This window comes from Rhodococcus sp. P-2 (assembly GCF_016598535.1).
Lineage (GTDB): Bacteria > Actinomycetota > Actinomycetes > Mycobacteriales > Mycobacteriaceae > Rhodococcus_F > Rhodococcus_F baikonurensis.
This window is the reverse complement of record NZ_CP066779.1, coordinates 4,975,101-4,991,234: the sequence shown is the minus strand read 5'-3', so window position 1 is coordinate 4,991,234 and position 16,134 is coordinate 4,975,101. Positions and strand designations below refer to the sequence as shown.

The 16,134-nt window shown below is 62.1% G+C and carries 16 protein-coding genes and 2 pseudogenes; 9 read left to right on the top strand and 9 right to left on the bottom strand.

Going from position 1 to position 16,134, the window contains the following annotated elements:
* Window positions 1–58 precede the first annotated feature (58 nt).
* Together I7X09_RS23400 and aspS are read right to left on the bottom strand one after the other, a co-directional pair.
* Window positions 59–1,024 (bottom strand): DUF389 domain-containing protein, encoded by a 966-nt coding sequence (locus I7X09_RS23400; protein ID WP_124568648.1) that lies wholly within the window; start codon window positions 1,022–1,024, stop codon window positions 59–61.
* A gap of 18 nt (window positions 1,025–1,042) precedes the next feature.
* Window positions 1,043–2,851 carry an aspartate--tRNA ligase gene (gene aspS / locus I7X09_RS23395; protein ID WP_200313930.1) on the bottom strand — a complete coding sequence of 603 codons (1,809 nt, stop codon included), beginning with the start codon at window positions 2,849–2,851 and terminating at the stop codon, window positions 1,043–1,045.
* A 163-nt stretch (window positions 2,852–3,014) separates the two neighbouring features.
* On the opposite strand from aspS, the gene ypfJ reads away from it, so the two are divergent.
* From ypfJ to I7X09_RS23380, 3 genes are all read left to right on the top strand, one after another.
* Window positions 3,015–3,938: a KPN_02809 family neutral zinc metallopeptidase gene (gene ypfJ, locus I7X09_RS23390; protein WP_200313928.1), complete on the top strand. Its 924-nt coding sequence runs from the start codon at window positions 3,015–3,017 to the stop codon at window positions 3,936–3,938.
* 74 nt (window positions 3,939–4,012) lie between these two features.
* Window positions 4,013–4,624, top strand: a complete 612-nt coding sequence (locus I7X09_RS23385; protein WP_124568650.1) for an ArsR/SmtB family transcription factor — start codon at window positions 4,013–4,015, stop codon at window positions 4,622–4,624.
* Window positions 4,625–4,626: 2 nt separating this feature from the next.
* On the top strand, window positions 4,627–5,343 hold the full coding sequence (locus I7X09_RS23380; RefSeq protein ID WP_200313926.1) for an SRPBCC domain-containing protein: 717 nt from the start codon (window positions 4,627–4,629) through the stop codon (window positions 5,341–5,343).
* Window positions 5,344–5,347: 4 nt separating this feature from the next.
* Here I7X09_RS23380 and I7X09_RS23375 read toward each other — a convergent pair whose 3' ends face one another.
* The 4 genes from I7X09_RS23375 to I7X09_RS23360 all read right to left on the bottom strand — a co-directional run bounded on the left by I7X09_RS23375 (window position 5,348) and on the right by I7X09_RS23360 (window position 8,728).
* Window positions 5,348–6,748, bottom strand: a complete 1,401-nt coding sequence (locus I7X09_RS23375; protein WP_200313924.1) for a DUF2252 domain-containing protein — start codon at window positions 6,746–6,748, stop codon at window positions 5,348–5,350.
* A gap of 31 nt (window positions 6,749–6,779) precedes the next feature.
* Window positions 6,780–7,199, bottom strand: a complete 420-nt coding sequence (locus I7X09_RS23370; protein WP_095970274.1) for a DUF1622 domain-containing protein — start codon at window positions 7,197–7,199, stop codon at window positions 6,780–6,782.
* A 51-nt stretch (window positions 7,200–7,250) separates the two neighbouring features.
* Entirely contained in the window at window positions 7,251–8,294 is a 1,044-nt protein-coding gene (locus tag I7X09_RS23365; RefSeq protein ID WP_200313922.1) for an ABC transporter substrate-binding protein, read from the bottom strand.
* An 89-nt stretch (window positions 8,295–8,383) separates the two neighbouring features.
* A complete protein-coding gene (locus tag I7X09_RS23360) occupies window positions 8,384–8,728 on the bottom strand; it encodes a zinc ribbon domain-containing protein YjdM (protein ID WP_124568653.1) in 345 nt (114 codons plus the stop codon).
* A gap of 113 nt (window positions 8,729–8,841) precedes the next feature.
* Here I7X09_RS23360 and I7X09_RS23355 point away from each other — a divergent pair, with 113 nt between their 5' ends.
* The 4 genes and pseudogenes from I7X09_RS23355 to I7X09_RS29525 all read left to right on the top strand — a co-directional run.
* Complete coding sequence (locus I7X09_RS23355) at window positions 8,842–9,474, top strand: TetR/AcrR family transcriptional regulator (protein WP_124568654.1); 633 nt, start codon at window positions 8,842–8,844, stop codon at window positions 9,472–9,474.
* A gap of 32 nt (window positions 9,475–9,506) precedes the next feature.
* The gene (locus tag I7X09_RS23350; protein WP_200313920.1) at window positions 9,507–11,078 is read left to right on the top strand and encodes an MDR family MFS transporter; all 1,572 of its coding nucleotides are present in this window, start codon (window positions 9,507–9,509) and stop codon (window positions 11,076–11,078) included.
* 15 nt (window positions 11,079–11,093) lie between these two features.
* Entirely contained in the window at window positions 11,094–11,693 is a 600-nt protein-coding gene (locus I7X09_RS23345) for a CHAP domain-containing protein (RefSeq protein WP_200313918.1), read from the top strand.
* 209 nt (window positions 11,694–11,902) lie between these two features.
* A pseudogene (locus tag I7X09_RS29525) lies at window positions 11,903–12,316 on the top strand (HD domain-containing protein); the annotation flags it as partial.
* Between the two features lie 316 nt (window positions 12,317–12,632).
* Here the strand turns inward: I7X09_RS29525 and I7X09_RS23335 are convergent.
* The gene (locus I7X09_RS23335; RefSeq protein ID WP_095970233.1) at window positions 12,633–13,004 is read right to left on the bottom strand and encodes a cupin domain-containing protein; all 372 of its coding nucleotides are present in this window, start codon (window positions 13,002–13,004) and stop codon (window positions 12,633–12,635) included.
* A gap of 89 nt (window positions 13,005–13,093) precedes the next feature.
* Between I7X09_RS23335 and I7X09_RS23330 the strand changes: the two genes are divergently transcribed.
* Window positions 13,094–13,912, top strand: a complete 819-nt coding sequence (locus I7X09_RS23330; protein WP_200313916.1) for a helix-turn-helix domain-containing protein — start codon at window positions 13,094–13,096, stop codon at window positions 13,910–13,912.
* Between the two features lie 94 nt (window positions 13,913–14,006).
* On the opposite strand, the gene I7X09_RS23325 is transcribed toward I7X09_RS23330, so the two are convergent.
* Window positions 14,007–14,462 carry a hypothetical protein gene (locus tag I7X09_RS23325; RefSeq protein WP_234036690.1) on the bottom strand — a complete coding sequence of 152 codons (456 nt, stop codon included), beginning with the start codon at window positions 14,460–14,462 and terminating at the stop codon, window positions 14,007–14,009.
* The gene (locus tag I7X09_RS23320) at window positions 14,459–15,514 is read right to left on the bottom strand and encodes a LacI family DNA-binding transcriptional regulator (RefSeq protein ID WP_234036689.1); all 1,056 of its coding nucleotides are present in this window, start codon (window positions 15,512–15,514) and stop codon (window positions 14,459–14,461) included. The genes I7X09_RS23325 and I7X09_RS23320 overlap by 4 nt, the downstream gene beginning before the upstream one ends.
* Between I7X09_RS23320 and I7X09_RS23315 the strand changes: the two are divergent.
* Window positions 15,513–16,127 (top strand): annotated as a pseudogene (locus I7X09_RS23315) (MFS transporter); the annotation flags it as partial. The gene I7X09_RS23320 and the pseudogene I7X09_RS23315 overlap by 2 nt on opposite strands.
* Window positions 16,128–16,134: the final 7 nt, after the last annotated feature.

The window sequence follows — 16,134 nt, the reverse complement described above, 5'->3', positions numbered from 1 at the left end:
GGTTTACAATTCTCGCGAGAATATTGCTGTCGACGAGCAGAACTCCGGACTGGCGAATTCACGGAGTCTTGTCCTCGTCGACAAAGCGGGAAATACCCTTCAACGCTGCTTCGAACTCCTCGTCGGCTCGCGTTCTGACCCAGAGAACAAGCACGCAGGCAATGACGATCCCGAGCAGGTTGACAGCCAGTTGCAGAGACGACAACCCGGCGATCCGCCACTCCCCGTTTGCTGCTGCCACCACTGCGAAACCGGCGGCAGGAACGGTAGTGACCGAGATGAACACCCCGACCAAGGCAGCGGACTTCGACGAGACGAGTGCCAGCATCCCAGCCGCACCGGCAAGAAGCGCGACGACAAACGAAATGGGCCCGACCTTGTAGACGAAATCGACCTCGTGGAGTGATTCGAGACTGACGACGTCCATCCATCCGAAGAACTTCACCACGAACGTGGCGGCAAGGGTCACTCCCATCGCGATGGGGAATCCGACGGCAAGGGCGAGAATCGAGCGTCGGCGCAACCGTCGATCCCGCCGTACGAGTGCGACTGCCAAAGCAGCCAGCGGACCGAACTCCGGGCCGACGACCATGGCGCCCACGATCGTGATCTGAGAGTCGGTGACGACGCCGATCGCGGCCAGCAGACACGCGATCGTCAGGAACGCGACGAACAATCCGTTGAGAGTCGACTCTTCGCGAGTGCGGGACAGTAATTCCTCCCACACGACGGAGTCCGCGGGATCACCCGGCACGTCGTGTTCGGCTTTGCGGGCCGCCGCCGACAAGACAGTCTCGACCGGTACGAGCGTCATTCCGCCGTCCTCGGCGACGCCGAGTTCGTTCAGGGCGTCGACGACGTCGTTTGCCGCCTCACGGGCGACGTCGGCCTCCACCATGTCTCCGGCAGGATGAACCGCGACATCGCGCATCACGACTATGTGTGTCGCGCCCCGCTGCGACGCGAGCGCACCGAGAACTTGCTCGGTGCGCTCGGTCGGGCAGATCACCCGCAAATGCAGCATGGCGATCCGGTGTCGGCTCTACTTGGCTTCGCCGGTGTCGCCTTCGGACTTCTTGTCCTCTGACTTCTTCTCGGGCTTCGCGTCGATACCCGATTCCTTGCGCTGCTGAGCCGAGATCGGTGCCGGAGCATCCGTCAGCGGGTCGACGCCGCCGCCGGACTTCGGGAACGCGATGACCTCACGGATGGAATCCATACCGGCGAGGAGCGCGGTGATGCGGTCCCAGCCGAATGCGATTCCGCCGTGCGGCGGCGCACCGAAGGCGAAGGCGTCGAGGAGGAAGCCGAACTGCTCCTGCGCCTCTTCCTCGGAGATGCCCATCACCTTGAACACTCGTTCCTGAATGTCCTTGCGGTGGATACGAATACTGCCGCCGCCGATCTCGTTGCCGTTGCAGACGATGTCGTAGGCGTAGGCGAGAGCGGAATCCGGATCGGTGTCGAATGTGTCGAAGAACTCCGGCTTCGGCGACGTGAAGGCGTGGTGCACCGCCGTCCATGCGGAGTGGCCGAGCGCGACGTCACCGGATGCAGTGGCGTCTGCGGTCGGCTCGAACATCGGAGCGTCGACGATCCACACGAAGGCCCATGCGTCAGGATCGATGAGGTCCTTCTTGCGTGCGACCTCACCACGGGCCGCGCCGAGGAGAGCGCGCATAGGCTTCGTTGCACCGGCTGCGAAGAAGATGCAGTCGCCCGGCTGAGCCCCGACGTGAGCAGCAAGGCCCTCACGCTCGGCGTCGGTCAGGTTCTTGGCAACGGGACCACCGAGAGTGCCGTCTTCACCGACCAACACGTACGCCAGGCCCTTGGCCCCGCGCTGCTTCGCCCATTCCTGCCAAGCGTCGAGTTGCTTGCGCGGCTGGCTTGCGCCACCGGGCATCACGACGGCGCCGACGTACTCGGCCTGGAACACACGGAAGGTCGTGTCCTTGAAGAAATCCATGCACTCGACCAGTTCGATGTCGAAACGCAGGTCCGGCTTGTCACTGCCGTAACGACGCATTGCCTCGTTGTAGGTCATGCGGTCGATCGGCGTCTTGATCTCGTGGCCGACGAGCTTCCAGAGCGCCGTCAGAATTTCCTCGGCGAGCAGGATGATGTCGTCCTGGTTGACGAAGGCCATCTCGATGTCGAGTTGGGTGAACTCCGGCTGGCGATCGGCGCGGAAATCCTCGTCGCGGTAGCAACGCGCGATCTGGTAGTAGCGCTCGATGCCGCCGACCATGAGGAGCTGCTTGAACAGCTGCGGGCTCTGCGGCAGTGCGTAGAAGCTACCGGGCTGCAGGCGTGACGGCACGAGGAAATCGCGGGCACCCTCGGGCGTCGAGCGCGTGAGCGTCGGAGTTTCGACCTCGACGAACTCGTGGTGCGCGAGAACGCCGCGCGCAGCAGCACTCACCTTGGAGCGCAAGCGAATTGCGGAGCCGGGACCTTCACGACGCAGGTCCAGGTATCGGTACTTGAGGCGCGCTTCTTCGCCGACCTGATCGTCGAGCTGGAACGGCAGCGGTGCGCTCTCGTTGAGAACCTCGAGTTCTGTGGCGTTGACCTCGATTGCTCCCGTGGGGATCTCGAAGTTCTGGTTGCCCTCGGGGCGAACCTCGACCGTTCCGGTCACGCGGACGCAGTATTCCGCGCGCAGACGGTGGGCCTGCTCGGCCACGTCACCTGCCCGGAAAACTACCTGCGCAACTCCGGATGCATCACGGAGATCGATGAAGATCACTCCGCCGTGATCACGACGCCTGGCTACCCAACCGGTGAGCGTTACGGTCTGCTCTGCCTGCTCGGGTCGCAATGAACCGGCGAGATGTGTGCGCAGCACGGGATTCCTTTCGAACTACTTCCAATAACCGACGACCGACTACTTTGCCTGCGATCCTACGGAGCGAACTGCGCAGAGCGGAAACGCGGACCCGCATCGCATGCGAAGCTATCTCCAGAAGTGACGGCAAGCACTTGTTCACGACAGCAGAAAGCGGACATAGATGACCTTCAACGAGGGGGCCCGCGGCGAAGCGGGACGCGTTCAGGTTCAAGGCGGCGGGGGTGGCGGCGGCCGCGGCGGCAAAATCGCGATCGGCGGTGGCGCGGGTGGCATCATCGTTCTGATCCTGGCGCTGTTGTTCGGCGGTGACCCCGGCTCACTCCTGGGCACGTCTACCGAGACTTCGAGTTCGTCGACCGGACTGTCGTCGGTCGACGAGTGCACCGGCGCTCAGGCAAACGCCGATGTGAACTGCCGCGTCACACTGACCGTCGGAAGCCTCGACGACGTCTGGGAACAGCAGTTGGTCGAGCAGACCGGCACGGCGTACGTGCGCCCCGAAGTTGTCTTGTTCAGCGGTTCGGTCAACACCGGGTGTGGCCAGGCGTCGAGTGATGTCGGCCCGTTCTACTGCCCGGCCGATCAGACGGCGTACTTCGACACGAGTTTCTTCCAATTGCTCGTCGACCGTTTTGGTTCCAGTGCCGGACCGCTCGCACAGGAATACGTGGTCGCTCACGAGTTCGGACATCACATCCAGAATCAGCTCGGCGACATCGGCCGCGCGCAGGCCGACCCGCAGGGTGAGGAGTCCGGCGCGGTTCGCACCGAACTCCAGGCCGATTGCTATGCCGGCGTCTGGGCTCATTTTGCCGACACGATTCCCGACGAGGCAACCGGTCAGCCATTTTTGAAGCCACTGTCGAAGAACGATATTCGCGACGCTCTGTCAGCAGCATCGTCGGTGGGCGACGACCGTATCCAGAAGTCGACGACGGGTCGGGTCAACCCCGAAGGATGGACACATGGTTCCTCCGCGCAACGCCAGGCGTGGTTCGCCACCGGGTACCAAACGGGCCAGGTCTCCTCGTGCGACACCTACTCGGCAAGGGATTTGAACAACCCGCCCGATCTGAAGCGGTAGAGAAACCACGAAACCATCCCGCCGACAACTTTTTCTTTCTTGACAGATCAAGTTGTCGGTGGGATGGTTTTCTCATGTTGGAAGTAGCAGTCATCGACCGCCCCGCAGCTGCCGAGGTCTCTCTCGATCCGATCCGGCAACGGATTCTGGCTGAACTGGCAGTTCCGGGATCAGCATCCTCGCTGGCACCCCGGATCGGACTGACACGCCAGAAGGTGAATTACCACCTGCGCACTCTGGAAGAACACGGACTCGTAGAGCTGGTCGAGGAACGCAAGCGGGGCAACATGACCGAGCGCATCATGCAAGCGAGCGCCGCGTCGTACGTCATCTCCCCCGCCGCGATGTCCGCACTCGCCCCGGATCCGAGTCGGTTTCCGGATCAACTCTCGGCACGTTGGCTCGTCACTCTCGCGGCACGGATCGTTCGAGAGGTCGGTGAGCTGATCGCCGGAGCAACTGCGGCCGGAAAACCATTGGCCTCCTTTGCCATCGACAGTGACATCACCTTCGCCACTGCTTCCGACCGCGCCGCATTCGCCGGCGAACTCGGCGAGTCGATCAACTCACTCGTAGCCAAGTACCACGACGGCAATTCCGAAGGTGGACGCAAACACCGCCTGGTTGTCGCCCTGCATCCCAGCCTCACCACACCGCACGTCACCACACCCGAAACGGAGCAGTAGCAATGTCCGAGAAATTCGAAATCCGCCGCGAGGTGGTCGTCCCCGGAACTCCCGAACAGATCTGGGCCGCGATCTCGGCAGAGACGGCCGGCTGGATGTTCCCGTCCCCTCTCGAGATCCCCGCCGACGGCAGTCGCCCGGACAGCCCGATCATCGCGGACTGGGAACCGCCCCGCGAACTAGCCATCCACATGCAGGGCCCCGACGGCTGGTTCAACAACCTCGAGTACGTCGTCGAGGCCCGCGACGAGAGCACCGCTGTCGTCCGTTACGTCCACGCCGGAGTATTTGCCGAGGACTGGGACAACCAGTACGACGGCGCGAGTAAGCACACAGACTTCTACCTGCACAGTCTCGGCCAGTACGTTCAGTACTTCGCCGGCAGACCCGTCACCTACGTCTCAGTCGAAGGACCGGAAGCCTCTTCCGCGCCGGAGGCCATGGGAGCACTTCGCCGCGCCCTCGGAATCGCCTCGGGCGCCACCGCCGGCGACACGGTGACGGTGGATGTCCCCGGAATCGGAACCGTCGAAGCAATCATCGACTACATCGACGATTGGTTCGTCGGCCTGCGCACCGAGAACGCATTGCTGCGGTTCTACGGCCGAAATGCCTTCGGCGGCAACGTCGATGCAGCCCATCACCTCTTCGCTGCGGATGCGGACGGAGACGCAGCGACGGCGGCATGGCAGGCCTGGCTCTCCGGCGTGTTCGCCTGAGCCGTCACACTCCCCGCTCTGCTGACACGCGACCGTCGTCGATCGCGGTCAGCAGAGCGGAGTGATCGCGTGCGTTGCGCTTGGTGTAGGCAGCCGCGAACTCTCCGATCGCGAAATCGAATTCGGTTCCCTCACCAAGGTATTCGGCGATCGCAATCCGGTCGGAGGAGCGAGCGTGCGCATAGGCGAGGACCCTCGCACACAAGCGCCCGTAGAGTTCCAGACCCTCCGGAACCATCTCCTCGATGACTGCCGATCCCTTACCGTCACGCAGTTGACGAATGTAGAAATCGTGCTCACCCTCGTCCAATCCCGGCCCGCGTTCCCAGCCGAGGAAGATGTCGCTCGTAGCCTGCATCAAACGCTGCCCGTTGACGACGCGCTCACCTTCGTTCTTGAAGGTCGGACCGTCGACGTAGCCGGACAGCACCGAAGGCTGCGCCTCCTTGACCTGCAAAATCAGCGGGTCGCCATCGTCGACGCCCTTCATCAGGATCATCCACGCGCGGGTTCCGACGCTTCCGACGCCCACCACCTTCCGGGCGATGTGCGTCATCTCGAAGGCGTCGAGGAGAACGCGCCGATCCCATTGCAGAGTGTTGCGGTACGACCGGACACGCTGACGCAACAAGTCCTCGATCTGCGTGAGATCGGTGCCCGCGAACAACTCGTCTGCCGGAACGATCAAAGGCGGATCACTGATGAATCGCCGACGGCCGTCGACGATTTCGGTGAACTTGCCGGCGGCCTGCACACTGTCGCGGCGGCGAGCCTTGTCGAGCGTCGCTTGCGTGCGCGCGACCATTCGCTTCTTCAGGTCGATTTGGAGATCCTCGAGCCCGTCCTCGGGTGCGATGTGCGAGTACCAGACCGCAAGATTACCCAACCCTGCCTGGGTGATCATGGTTTCCCGGTACTCGGCCGCGCATCCGCGAACGATCTTCTTTCGCTCCTTGCCCGAAAACCCGTTGTCCTTCGCGGCGATCACCAAACTCGCGGCCAGCCGCTTGACGTCCCACTCGAACGGGCCCGGGTATGTCTCGTCGAAATCGTTGATGTCGAACGCCAACTTCCGCTCCGGCGTCGCATAGATGCCGAAATTGCTCAGATGTGCGTCACCGCAAAGTTGACTGCCGAGGCCCGAATCCGGGCTGCGAGACAGGTCGTCCGCCATCACCAATGCGGCACCACGGAAGAACGAGAACCGTGACGCCGACATCCGCCCGTAGCGAATGGGTACCAGGTCCTGCACCCGGGATTTCGCCTGTACTTCCAGCGGCGAAATCGGGTCGCGATCGCTGTCCGCGAGATCCGCGAGCGCTGCCAGCGGGGTGTCTCTACGCGCTTGGCGGCCGCGCGCCCGCCGCTCGTCGACAGAGAGATGTTCGGTGCGCACTGCTGTCATCTGCCCGACCTTTCACTCGCAACGGCTATCGCTACGAACTCGACGCGTCGGGCATCGCTCGGCCTCCTGATCCGCGCGCCGCGCGTACCAGGAGTTCCGGACTGGACACCAACGCCTTGCGCCACGGAAGTACCCCGTCGATCTCGATCTGAATCGACAGGCTCAGCACAGTTCGAATCAGCACGATCATGCCCAGAACTGCGGCGTCGGTCAGTGACGGAGAAGACGTCACAGTCTTCACCAGATCAGCGGCGACGAGGATCTCGAGTCCGAGAAGGATGACCGCGCCCATGGTCTCGCGCAGCGTGCGAAACGCCGAACTACCGTCGCGTGTTCGACTCCACGCCCGCCCCGCGATCACGAATGCGAACACGAACCCGAGAACCATGGCGACAACACCGAGCACTTCGAACCATTCGGTGACAAGCTCGAAGAACCTGATTTTGTCCATGGTCATGATTCTCGAGGTAATGCACCGATAAGTCGAGGTGACACGACGGAGTCAGCTGAAGATCCGCTCGATGTCGTCGAGCCGCAGCTCGGTGGCGCGAGGGGAATAGCCCGAGCCCCACAGGCTGTCGTCGACGTAATGGACGTTTCCCGAGCGGACAGCGGGAAGGCGCTCCCAGAGCGGGTTCGTCGCCAACTGCGCGCGGACGTCCTGCTGATCCTGGAAGGCGCCCACGATGATCACGTCGCTGGTGACCTGGTCGAGTTGCTCCGCGGTCAGTGTGCGCGTGAACTCCTCCGACGTGGCTCGATCGCCGGGGAACTCGAGGGCGTCGAGAAGTGCGTCGACCTGGTTGTAGACGACACCGTTCTCACCGGTACGCAGCAGCGTCACCGACGGTAGCGAGCCGAGGGCCGAGAGTCGATCCTTGATTGCGAGGAGGCGCTCTTCCGTTCTCGCGTTCAATTCGGCTGCCGCTTCTTCGCGCCGGACCGCGACGCCCATCGAGGTGACCAGTTTCTTCATCTCGTCCCACGTGAGGAATCCGTTGAAGCCGGCGAACACCGGCACTCCGGTCGCTGAGAGTTCGTCGTAAGATTTTGCGGCATAGGCATTTCCGGCCGTCAGAAGCATGACGATCAGGTCGGGCGATGCGCCGATGATAGCTTCTTTGTTCCACGTTCCCGCCGTGCCGAGGTTCGGGATGTTCGCAGCCTCCGGCATCGTGCGCAACACCGCGTCACCGCTCACACCCTCGAGACCGAAGAAGCCGCCGACGATCTTCTCCGGCGGCACACCGAGGTCGAGCACCGTCGCCATGGCACTGACATGGGCGATGACCATTCGCTGCGGATCCGAAGGAATCTCGACACTGCCCGTCTCGTCCTGCACCGTGACGAGACTGCCTGACTCCACGCCGTTTTCGTCACTGCTGCACGCTGCCAGCAAGGTCGCGGCCGCGACACCGAGCCCGGCGCCGAGGAATCCCCTGCGCGTCAGCGCATCGACGATGAGGCTCCACTGCTCGTCTGTATCGAGTGCGGTGCTATCGGGAGCAGGGTCAAGGCAGATCGAGTGCGACACAGTTCGGTCCATTCGTTCGAGAGGTCGAGAATCTCCTCGATTGTGGCTGTCGAACCGTCGAAACTGAACAGGATCTCGAGCCGACTTCTATTGCTATCCGGTCAGACCTTCTTGACGACGCTCGACTTCAATTGCATCGGCCCGATGCCGTCGACCTTGCAGTCGATGTCGTGGTCCCCAACGCCCTGAACAAGGCGGATGTTGCGCACTTTCGTGCCCGACTTGATACCGGTCGGACTGCCCTTCACCTTGAGCGTCTTGACGACCGTCACAGTGTCTCCGTCCGCAAGGACGTTTCCTACCGAATCTTTCACCACTCCCAGAGCATCCCCTGCGCCCTCGGCCGGCGCCCACTCGTGTGCACAGGACGGGCACACCATCAAGGCACCCATTTCGTAGGTGTATTCGCCGGCACATTCAGGACAAGGAGGCAAGGTGTCTTCCACGTGGATCATCCTATCCAGCGGGTGTCGGATCCCCATTTTTGCACTTCATAGGACATTCTTGGGACAAATATTGTATTCGATGAAACTTTGCACTCTGTGCAATTATGGATGAAATGGGAACCGAAACACTCGGATTGCGCGAACGAAAGCGAATCGCTACGAGGCAGCTGATCGAGCACACCGCGGTCGAACTCGTCCTCGACCTCGGATACGACGAAGTGACCGTCGAGAAGATCTGCGAAGCCTGCAATCTGTCGACCCGCACGTTCTTCAACTACTTCCCCACCAAGGACGCAGCCATCGGTGGACTCATGCTCGTCGTACCGAATGAGACGACCATGATCACGCTGATCAACGAGCACCCCGATGACCCTCTCCGAGGGGCTCTGGCGGTCTTCGAAGAGGCGATGCAGATCGTCGACGAGCGGCCCGACCTGCTGGCGTACCGCCGCGAATTGTTCGAACGGCATCCCACACTCTTGCAGCAGCACCTGGCCACGTTTCACGATCTGGAGGACACACTCACCAGGCTCTTGACGCGTGAGTTGCGCGGTCGCCCCGAGTATCGACAACTTCCGGCAGACACCGCCGCGGAAGACGAGGCCACCGCGACGGTCATCACAGCGGGCGCAGCGATGCGTTACGTCTTCCGAAAGTGGCAGAACAGCGAACGGGCAAGCCCCAGAACCGAACTGCTCGATCCTGCACTACTTCTGATGGCTCGAATTCTCCGCTCCGCGAACTGATTTCACCAGCTGTCACTCAACTAAGGAATTCCATGTCCACTCGAGAAGCCGCGACCGTCGGCCCAGACGACACGCGCACCGACACCGAATCCACGCCAGACAAACGGTCGATCATCCTCGTTTTTGTCGGGTTGATGATCACCATGCTTCTGGCATCGCTCGATCAGATGATCTTCAGCACCGCGTTGCCCACCATCGTCGGTGAATTGAACGGCGTCAACCACATGGTCTGGGTGACGACGGCGTACATCCTCGCCTCGACCGTCATGATGCCGGTGTACGGGAAACTCGGTGATCTGATCGGCCGCAAGGGCCTATTCATCGGCGCCATCAGCATTTTCATCGTCGGTTCTGTGATCGGCGGCCTGTCCCACGACATGACCACACTCATCGCGGGGCGCGCTGTTCAAGGACTCGGCGGCGGCGGGTTGATCCTGCTGTCCCAGGCGATCATCGCCGACGTCGTTCCGGCCCGGCAACGCGGCCGGTACATGGGCGCGATGGGCGGTGTGTTCGCCCTGGCTTCGGTTGCCGGTCCCCTACTCGGCGGCTGGTTCACCGAAGGCATCGGTTGGCGTTGGGCTTTCTGGATCAACATCCCCCTCGGCCTTCTCGCCATCGCGAGTGCGATGGCATTCCTTCACTTGCGGAAACCGAATCTCGGCAAGCCTCGCATCGACTACCTCGGAATGATCCTGGTCGCGACGGCAGCGACGTGCCTGATCCTGTTCACCACCTGGGGCGGAAACACTTACGCCTGGGGTTCCGGAGTCATCATCGGGTTGATCGTCGGCTGCATCGTGACCGCCGTGGCGTTCGTCTTCGTCGAGAAGCGTGCCGACGAACCAGTAATTCCGATGCACCTGTTCGCTCAGCGAAACTTCGTGTTGACCACCGTCGCGGGTCTGATCATCGGAATCGCGATGTTCGGTGCGCTCGCCTACCTGCCGACCTACATCCAGATGGTGACCGGAAAGAACGCCACCGAAGCAGGACTGATGATGATTCCGATGATGGCGGGCCTACTCGTCGCCTCCATCGGATCCGGTCAGCTGGTCAGCAAAACCGGTCGCTACAAGATCTTCCCCATCGTCGGAACATCCATCGTCGCCGTTGCTCTGGTCCTGCTCTCACGTCTGACGCCGTCGACCTCGCTGCTGGTCTTCGGTTGTTACATCGCCCTCATGGGTATCGGCCTCGGCCTCGTCATGCAGATCTTGATCCTGATCGTGCAGAACACCTTCCCTGCGGCCGAAGTGGGAACGGCCACCGCGTCGAACAACTTCTTCCGTCAGATCGGCGCTTCGCTGGGCAGCGCTATCGTGGGCAGCCTGTTCGCCTCGCGCCTGACCAATTTGCTGTCCGAACGACTACCGGCAAACGGAGGCGCAGCGGGTGGGGACGAGAACTCTTTGACGCCGGGAATTCTCTGGAAGTTGCCGAGCCAGGTTCGCGAGATCATCGTCGGCGCATACAACGATGCGCTTGCGCCGATCTTCCTCTATCTCGTACCGCTGGTCATCGCGGCGGTCGTCTTGTTGCTCTTCGTCAAGGAGAAGCCCCTCGCGACGACGATCGACCGCTCAGCGCCCCCGCTCGAGTAATTTGACTATCGTGGCGTGATGTCGCACGCACCGAATACGTCCAGACGCACTCTCACCGTTCTGGGCGTATTCGGCGTTGTAGTGGTTGTAGCAGTCGCCGGCATTTTCTGGTGGTTCGCCCGCAGCGACGACGCCCTTGCCGGCGAGAACCTGGATTCGTTCCCGGCTGTCGACCACAGCGCACTGACCGCTCAGCAGAGTGCGCTGCTCACCGTCCTCGAACAGGAATGGGAGTCAGGGAGCCCCGGCACCAAGTACGCCGAAGGTGTCGAGGAATCGTGGTGTGCCGATTTCGTGAGCTGGTCGATGAACCAGATCGGCACGCCGTTCTCGAACCCCAACTCAGGCTCGTGGCGCATCCCCGGGGTGTACACGCTGCAGGAGTATTACGAGTCGGTCGACGCGTTTGTCCCCTACGGTCAGGACTACCAACCCAAGGTCGGCGACACGATCCTGTACGGCGACTCGAGCCCATTCGGTCAACACGTCAACGTCGTTCTGGTCAATGACGCCGGCACTCTGACGACCGTCGGCGGCAACGAGAACAACAAAGTCATGCTTCATCGCATAAAGCCCTCGGAAGTTCCGGGAATAGTCGGGTTCGGCGTCATCTGAGCCGAACCCCACCGTCGTTGCTTGTCGAGATAGTGCGAAGTGCAGAGGTGAGGTTGCTGATTTGGTGTTGCCGTTGGATGCCACTTGCTATCAACCAATATTCGGATAATACCGTGTTTCCGTCGTCGACAGATATTGAGCAAGCGTGAAGAATTTTCCTCGCCAACTAGATTCGTATTCAGCTGTCCCCTACCTCAGACAGGAATTCGATGCGCCCTGGTGAGCTGACCACCCTCGAGCAGATGCAACTCATGGCCCGCGCGGCAGCTGCGCAGGCCATGAGTACCCCGTCGATGCTTCGACTGCGGCTCGGCCGCTACCCCACTCACACGCCCGACCTGCGCAAATGCCCACTCCCCGACACCAGACTGTGCAGGGAAGCGCTCGATCACGCCAGAGGAACCCTCTCCCCCGCGGTCTTGAACCACAGTCTCCGCTGCTGGATCTGGGCCGACACCTTCGCACAGATCGACGCGATCGAGTACAACCCCGAAGATCTCTTCACTGCGTGCGCCCTTCACGATGTCGGACTGGGCGCAGAAGGATCGGCCGAGCATGGGTGTTTCACCTACATCAGTGCCGCAGACGCGGAAGAACTCGCGACCCGAGTGGGAACTTCGGAGAAGTCGGTAGAGCGAATCGGCGCAGCGATCCGTCTGCACATGGATCTGACCGTCGACCGCAGCGCGGGCGCTGACGCCTATCTCCTGCACGCCGCAGCGCATTTCGATGTTGCCGGTCGGCGTGCGGCCGAAATTCCGCGAGCAACTGTTGATGCAGCAATCGCGGAGTACCCCCGAACAGGAATTACCGACGAGTTCGCGCAGTCGATGCGGCGCGAGGTCGAGCTCCGTCCGCACTCTCGCGCGGCGACGCTCTGGAGATCTGGGAATGGCCCTGCCGTTGCGTACCAATCCCCTGGACTGGAAGAGCCGGTAACTACGAAAAGTCCTCGAGCACTGCGGTTCGCGGACCTCCCACGTTCCCGGTATTCACCACGCCGACGGGTTCGATCAACATCACCTCCGCTTCCTCCTCGGCGATCGGGCAATGTTCGACGCCGCGAGGTACCACGAACAGTTCACCGGGCCCCAGTGCAACATCTCCGTTTCGCAGTTGGATTCGAATCTGCCCCTTCGTCACCAGGAACATCTCGTCGGTGTCGGCGTGGGAGTGCCAGACGAATTCACCTTTGATCTTGACGATCTTGATCTCGTAGTCATTGAGCGCCGCAATCTTCTTGGGCGACCAGTGCTCGGTGAACTGACCGAACTTCTCGCGAAGCGATACCGCTGTTGCCGAACTGTTCATGTTGTTCCTCCCTCGGGCGCGCCACCACCGCGATGACGACCCCGCCACTCTTCGTCACCCGCGGCAGCTGCGTCTTGTACGTTTCTGACATGGATCCCCACGGCGCACAGATCACCGCGTGGGCACCGGGCCTCGCGGGAATCACCGAGGTCTTCCATGCCGATTTCGTCGGACACGCCTATCCCAAACACACGCACGATCAGTGGTCTCTGATGCTCGTCGACCGCGGCACGATTGCATACGACCTCGATCATCGCGCTCATGGCGCAGCACCCGAGATCGTGACTCTGTTGCCGCCAGGCATCGCACACGACGGAGTTCCGGTCACCGAGGCCGGATTTCGTCAACGAATCCTTTACCTCGACACGTCAGTTCTCGGCGAGGCCCTCATAGGCCCGGCAGTGGACAGTCCCGAGATTCGAGACCCTCTGCTGCGCCACCGCATCGATCAACTGCACTCTGCACTCGGCCCAGACGGCGAATCACTCGAGGCCGAAAGTCGCCTGGGGTTCCTCGCTGAGAGATTGAACGAGATCCTCACACCGGCCACAGGCCGAGCCCGTCACACGCCCACCGTTGACGAACGCGTTGCCGATCAACTGCGAGACCTGCTCGATGCGCGACTCACAACGGGAATCACGATGCACGAAGCGTCGAACATCCTGCAGCGGAACTCCACGTATCTGATCAAGAACTTCGCGAAGCATTTCGGGCTTCCGCCTCACAAGTACGTGACGGGACGCCGAATCGATCTGGCACGACGCGCAATACTGGCGGGGCGCGAATTGGCGGACGTGGCCGTCGACGTCGGGTTCCACGATCAATCCCACTTGTCGCGGCACTTCGTGAAACACGTCGGGGCGCCGCCCGGCAGGTACGCACGGAACGTGGTCGGCAGAGCGGGCTAGCCACAGCAGCTGGCACCGGTTTCATCGAGCAGAGACTGTTTCCGGTCAGCTGGAGCCTGTGCTCACTGGATGAAAACGGTGCCAGGTCCAGCGATCAAGAAGCCGTCTCGAGGTCGACGAGCAAGAAGTCCTCGCGCCGCGGCCCCCATTCACGATCGGTCAGCTGATACGAGCGCAACGCGCGAGGCGCACGGGCCAACTCGTAGAACCGCTCGGACCCGGGCACGAATTGCCTCGTAGCCCAACCCCAGTTCGGGCCGTGCGGAAACTTCGGGTCGGGCAGCATGTCGGACTCCAACGACATGAGCCGAAGACGGCGAACCACTCCGGTGGTGGAGGCATTCTCGTCGAAATCGGTCCACGCCTGACGGGCGTTTGTGCCGTCACGAGGAGTTCCGGCACATAGTTGCAAAGCGCCCGCGGCTTCGGCGACCGCCCATCTGCGCGGGCTGTCGACATTCCACAAGAGTCCCCACCGGACGGTCTCCCCCACTTCGGGAGGAACAAACCACCGAAGACGCAGAGCGTCGACCACTACCGGCGTGATCATCGTGTCGAAGTTCGCCGACGCACCGACCATTCGACCGGCTCGACCGCATCGTCCAGCCCGAGAACCACGCGAGCTGCGTTACGTCCCTGATCGAAGAGGGACTGGCGAACTGTGGTCAAGCCGGCGTCCGATGCAGCTGTTGTGTCGTCCCATCCGACGACTGCGACATCGTCGGGCAGCGCGAGGCCGAGTTCACGGATCGCGTCCAGAGCCCCCAGAGCCAGTTCGTCGCTCATCGCCAGGATGACATCGGGCCTTCGGCTCACCGGAACGTCGAGCAAGGACCGAGCCATCCGAGACCCTTCGCTCCGCTCGTTGACGGTGACGACCCCCACCCGCACCGAGGACCACTCGAGGCCGGCGTTGCGGACGCCGCGTTCGTAGCCCTCGAGCCGATGGCGGGACACCGGAAACAACGCTTCACCTGGATCCACGTCCATCCGAATCTCGGACCGACGCTCACGATCCCACGGAAGGCTGATCACCACAGGCCGCTGCGCCTCCGACAACCCGACCGCCGCGATCGCAACGGCGCCGGCAACATCGTCCATCCCGACGAGATCCACACCCTCGTGCAGGGGCCCACCCTGGATGCATGCGGGTTTTCCGGTGCCGACGATCGCTTCGAGGATGGGATCGTCGAAGACGGTGGTCCAGACGACAAAGCCGTCTACTGCTGCGTCGCGAACTCTGTCGACGTCTCCAGGTTTCCCCGAGTTCGGCAGCATCATCAACCCGGCGTTCGCATCCAGGCACGCTTCGGCCACTCCCGAGAGAAACCGCCGGGCTACTGCGTCTTCGAAGGCGTAAGTCAGCTTCTCGCTGAAGACGACCGCAATGTTGTTGAATTTCCCGCTTCGCAAGGACTGCGCCGCCCGGTTGGGGCCCGCGTACTCGAGTTCTTCAGCAGCCGCGAACACCTTGGCCCGCGTTGATTCCGACACGCGCTCGGGCTGTGCGAAGGAGTACGACACCGACATCACCGACACCCCTGCGGCCTTGGCGACGTCGGCCATCGTCGGTCGACTCGAACGCTGCGCACGTGTGGCCATGAGCATCAGCATAGCGAGTGCAAAATATCGATTGCGCAGGTGTGTATCGATACATGTATCGTTACACAACATGACCGCTCGACTGCCCAAGGCAACCACGCTCCGGCTGATGACCCTGGCCGGAGCAGCCTTCGCCTACGTGACGGCCGAAATGCTCCCCGTTGGACTGCTCAGCGAAATCTCGACGGACCTCGACGTCACCGAAGGGCGTGTCGGCCTACTGCTGACCTTCTACGCATACGGTGTCGCGGCCTTGACTCTTCCGCTGATCGGAGCGGTCAAAACCTGGCCGCGCCGACGCGTCGTCGTTCTGACGGTGGCCACCCTCGCGGTGTCGCAACTGGTCGCAGCGTGCGCCGTCAACTATCCGATGCTGGTGATCGGACGATTGCTCTGCGCTGCGACGCACGGAGTGTTCTGGGCTGTCGTTGCCCCGGTCGCAGCCACCCTGGTTCCGCGCGGACAACAGGGCAAGGCAATCGCGATGGTGTATGCCGGAACGTCTCTCGCTTTTGTTCTCGGGGGTCCACTTTCCTCGGCGATCGGCCAATCCTGGGGTTGGCGAACTGCGTCGGCGGCAATCGGTGTGGTGGCAGTGATCATCGCTTTCTCGCTGCATC

Coding starts and splice junctions, on each gene's coding strand:
- I7X09_RS23400 (WP_124568648.1), bottom strand. CDS start 1,024: ATGCTGCATTTGCGGGTGATCTGCCCGACCGAGCGCACCGAGCAAGTT.
- ypfJ (WP_200313928.1), top strand. CDS start 3,015: ATGACCTTCAACGAGGGGGCCCGCGGCGAAGCGGGACGCGTTCAGGTT.
- I7X09_RS23385 (WP_124568650.1), top strand. CDS start 4,013: ATGTTGGAAGTAGCAGTCATCGACCGCCCCGCAGCTGCCGAGGTCTCT.
- I7X09_RS23380 (WP_200313926.1), top strand. CDS start 4,627: ATGTCCGAGAAATTCGAAATCCGCCGCGAGGTGGTCGTCCCCGGAACT.
- I7X09_RS23375 (WP_200313924.1), bottom strand. CDS start 6,748: ATGACAGCAGTGCGCACCGAACATCTCTCTGTCGACGAGCGGCGGGCG.
- I7X09_RS23370 (WP_095970274.1), bottom strand. CDS start 7,199: ATGGACAAAATCAGGTTCTTCGAGCTTGTCACCGAATGGTTCGAAGTG.
- I7X09_RS23365 (WP_200313922.1), bottom strand. CDS start 8,294: ATGGACCGAACTGTGTCGCACTCGATCTGCCTTGACCCTGCTCCCGAT.
- I7X09_RS23355 (WP_124568654.1), top strand. CDS start 8,842: ATGGGAACCGAAACACTCGGATTGCGCGAACGAAAGCGAATCGCTACG.
- I7X09_RS23350 (WP_200313920.1), top strand. CDS start 9,507: ATGTCCACTCGAGAAGCCGCGACCGTCGGCCCAGACGACACGCGCACC.
- I7X09_RS23335 (WP_095970233.1), bottom strand. CDS start 13,004: ATGAACAGTTCGGCAACAGCGGTATCGCTTCGCGAGAAGTTCGGTCAG.
- I7X09_RS23330 (WP_200313916.1), top strand. CDS start 13,094: ATGGATCCCCACGGCGCACAGATCACCGCGTGGGCACCGGGCCTCGCG.
- I7X09_RS23325 (WP_234036690.1), bottom strand. CDS start 14,462: ATGATCACGCCGGTAGTGGTCGACGCTCTGCGTCTTCGGTGGTTTGTT.
- I7X09_RS23320 (WP_234036689.1), bottom strand. CDS start 15,514: ATGGCCACACGTGCGCAGCGTTCGAGTCGACCGACGATGGCCGACGTC.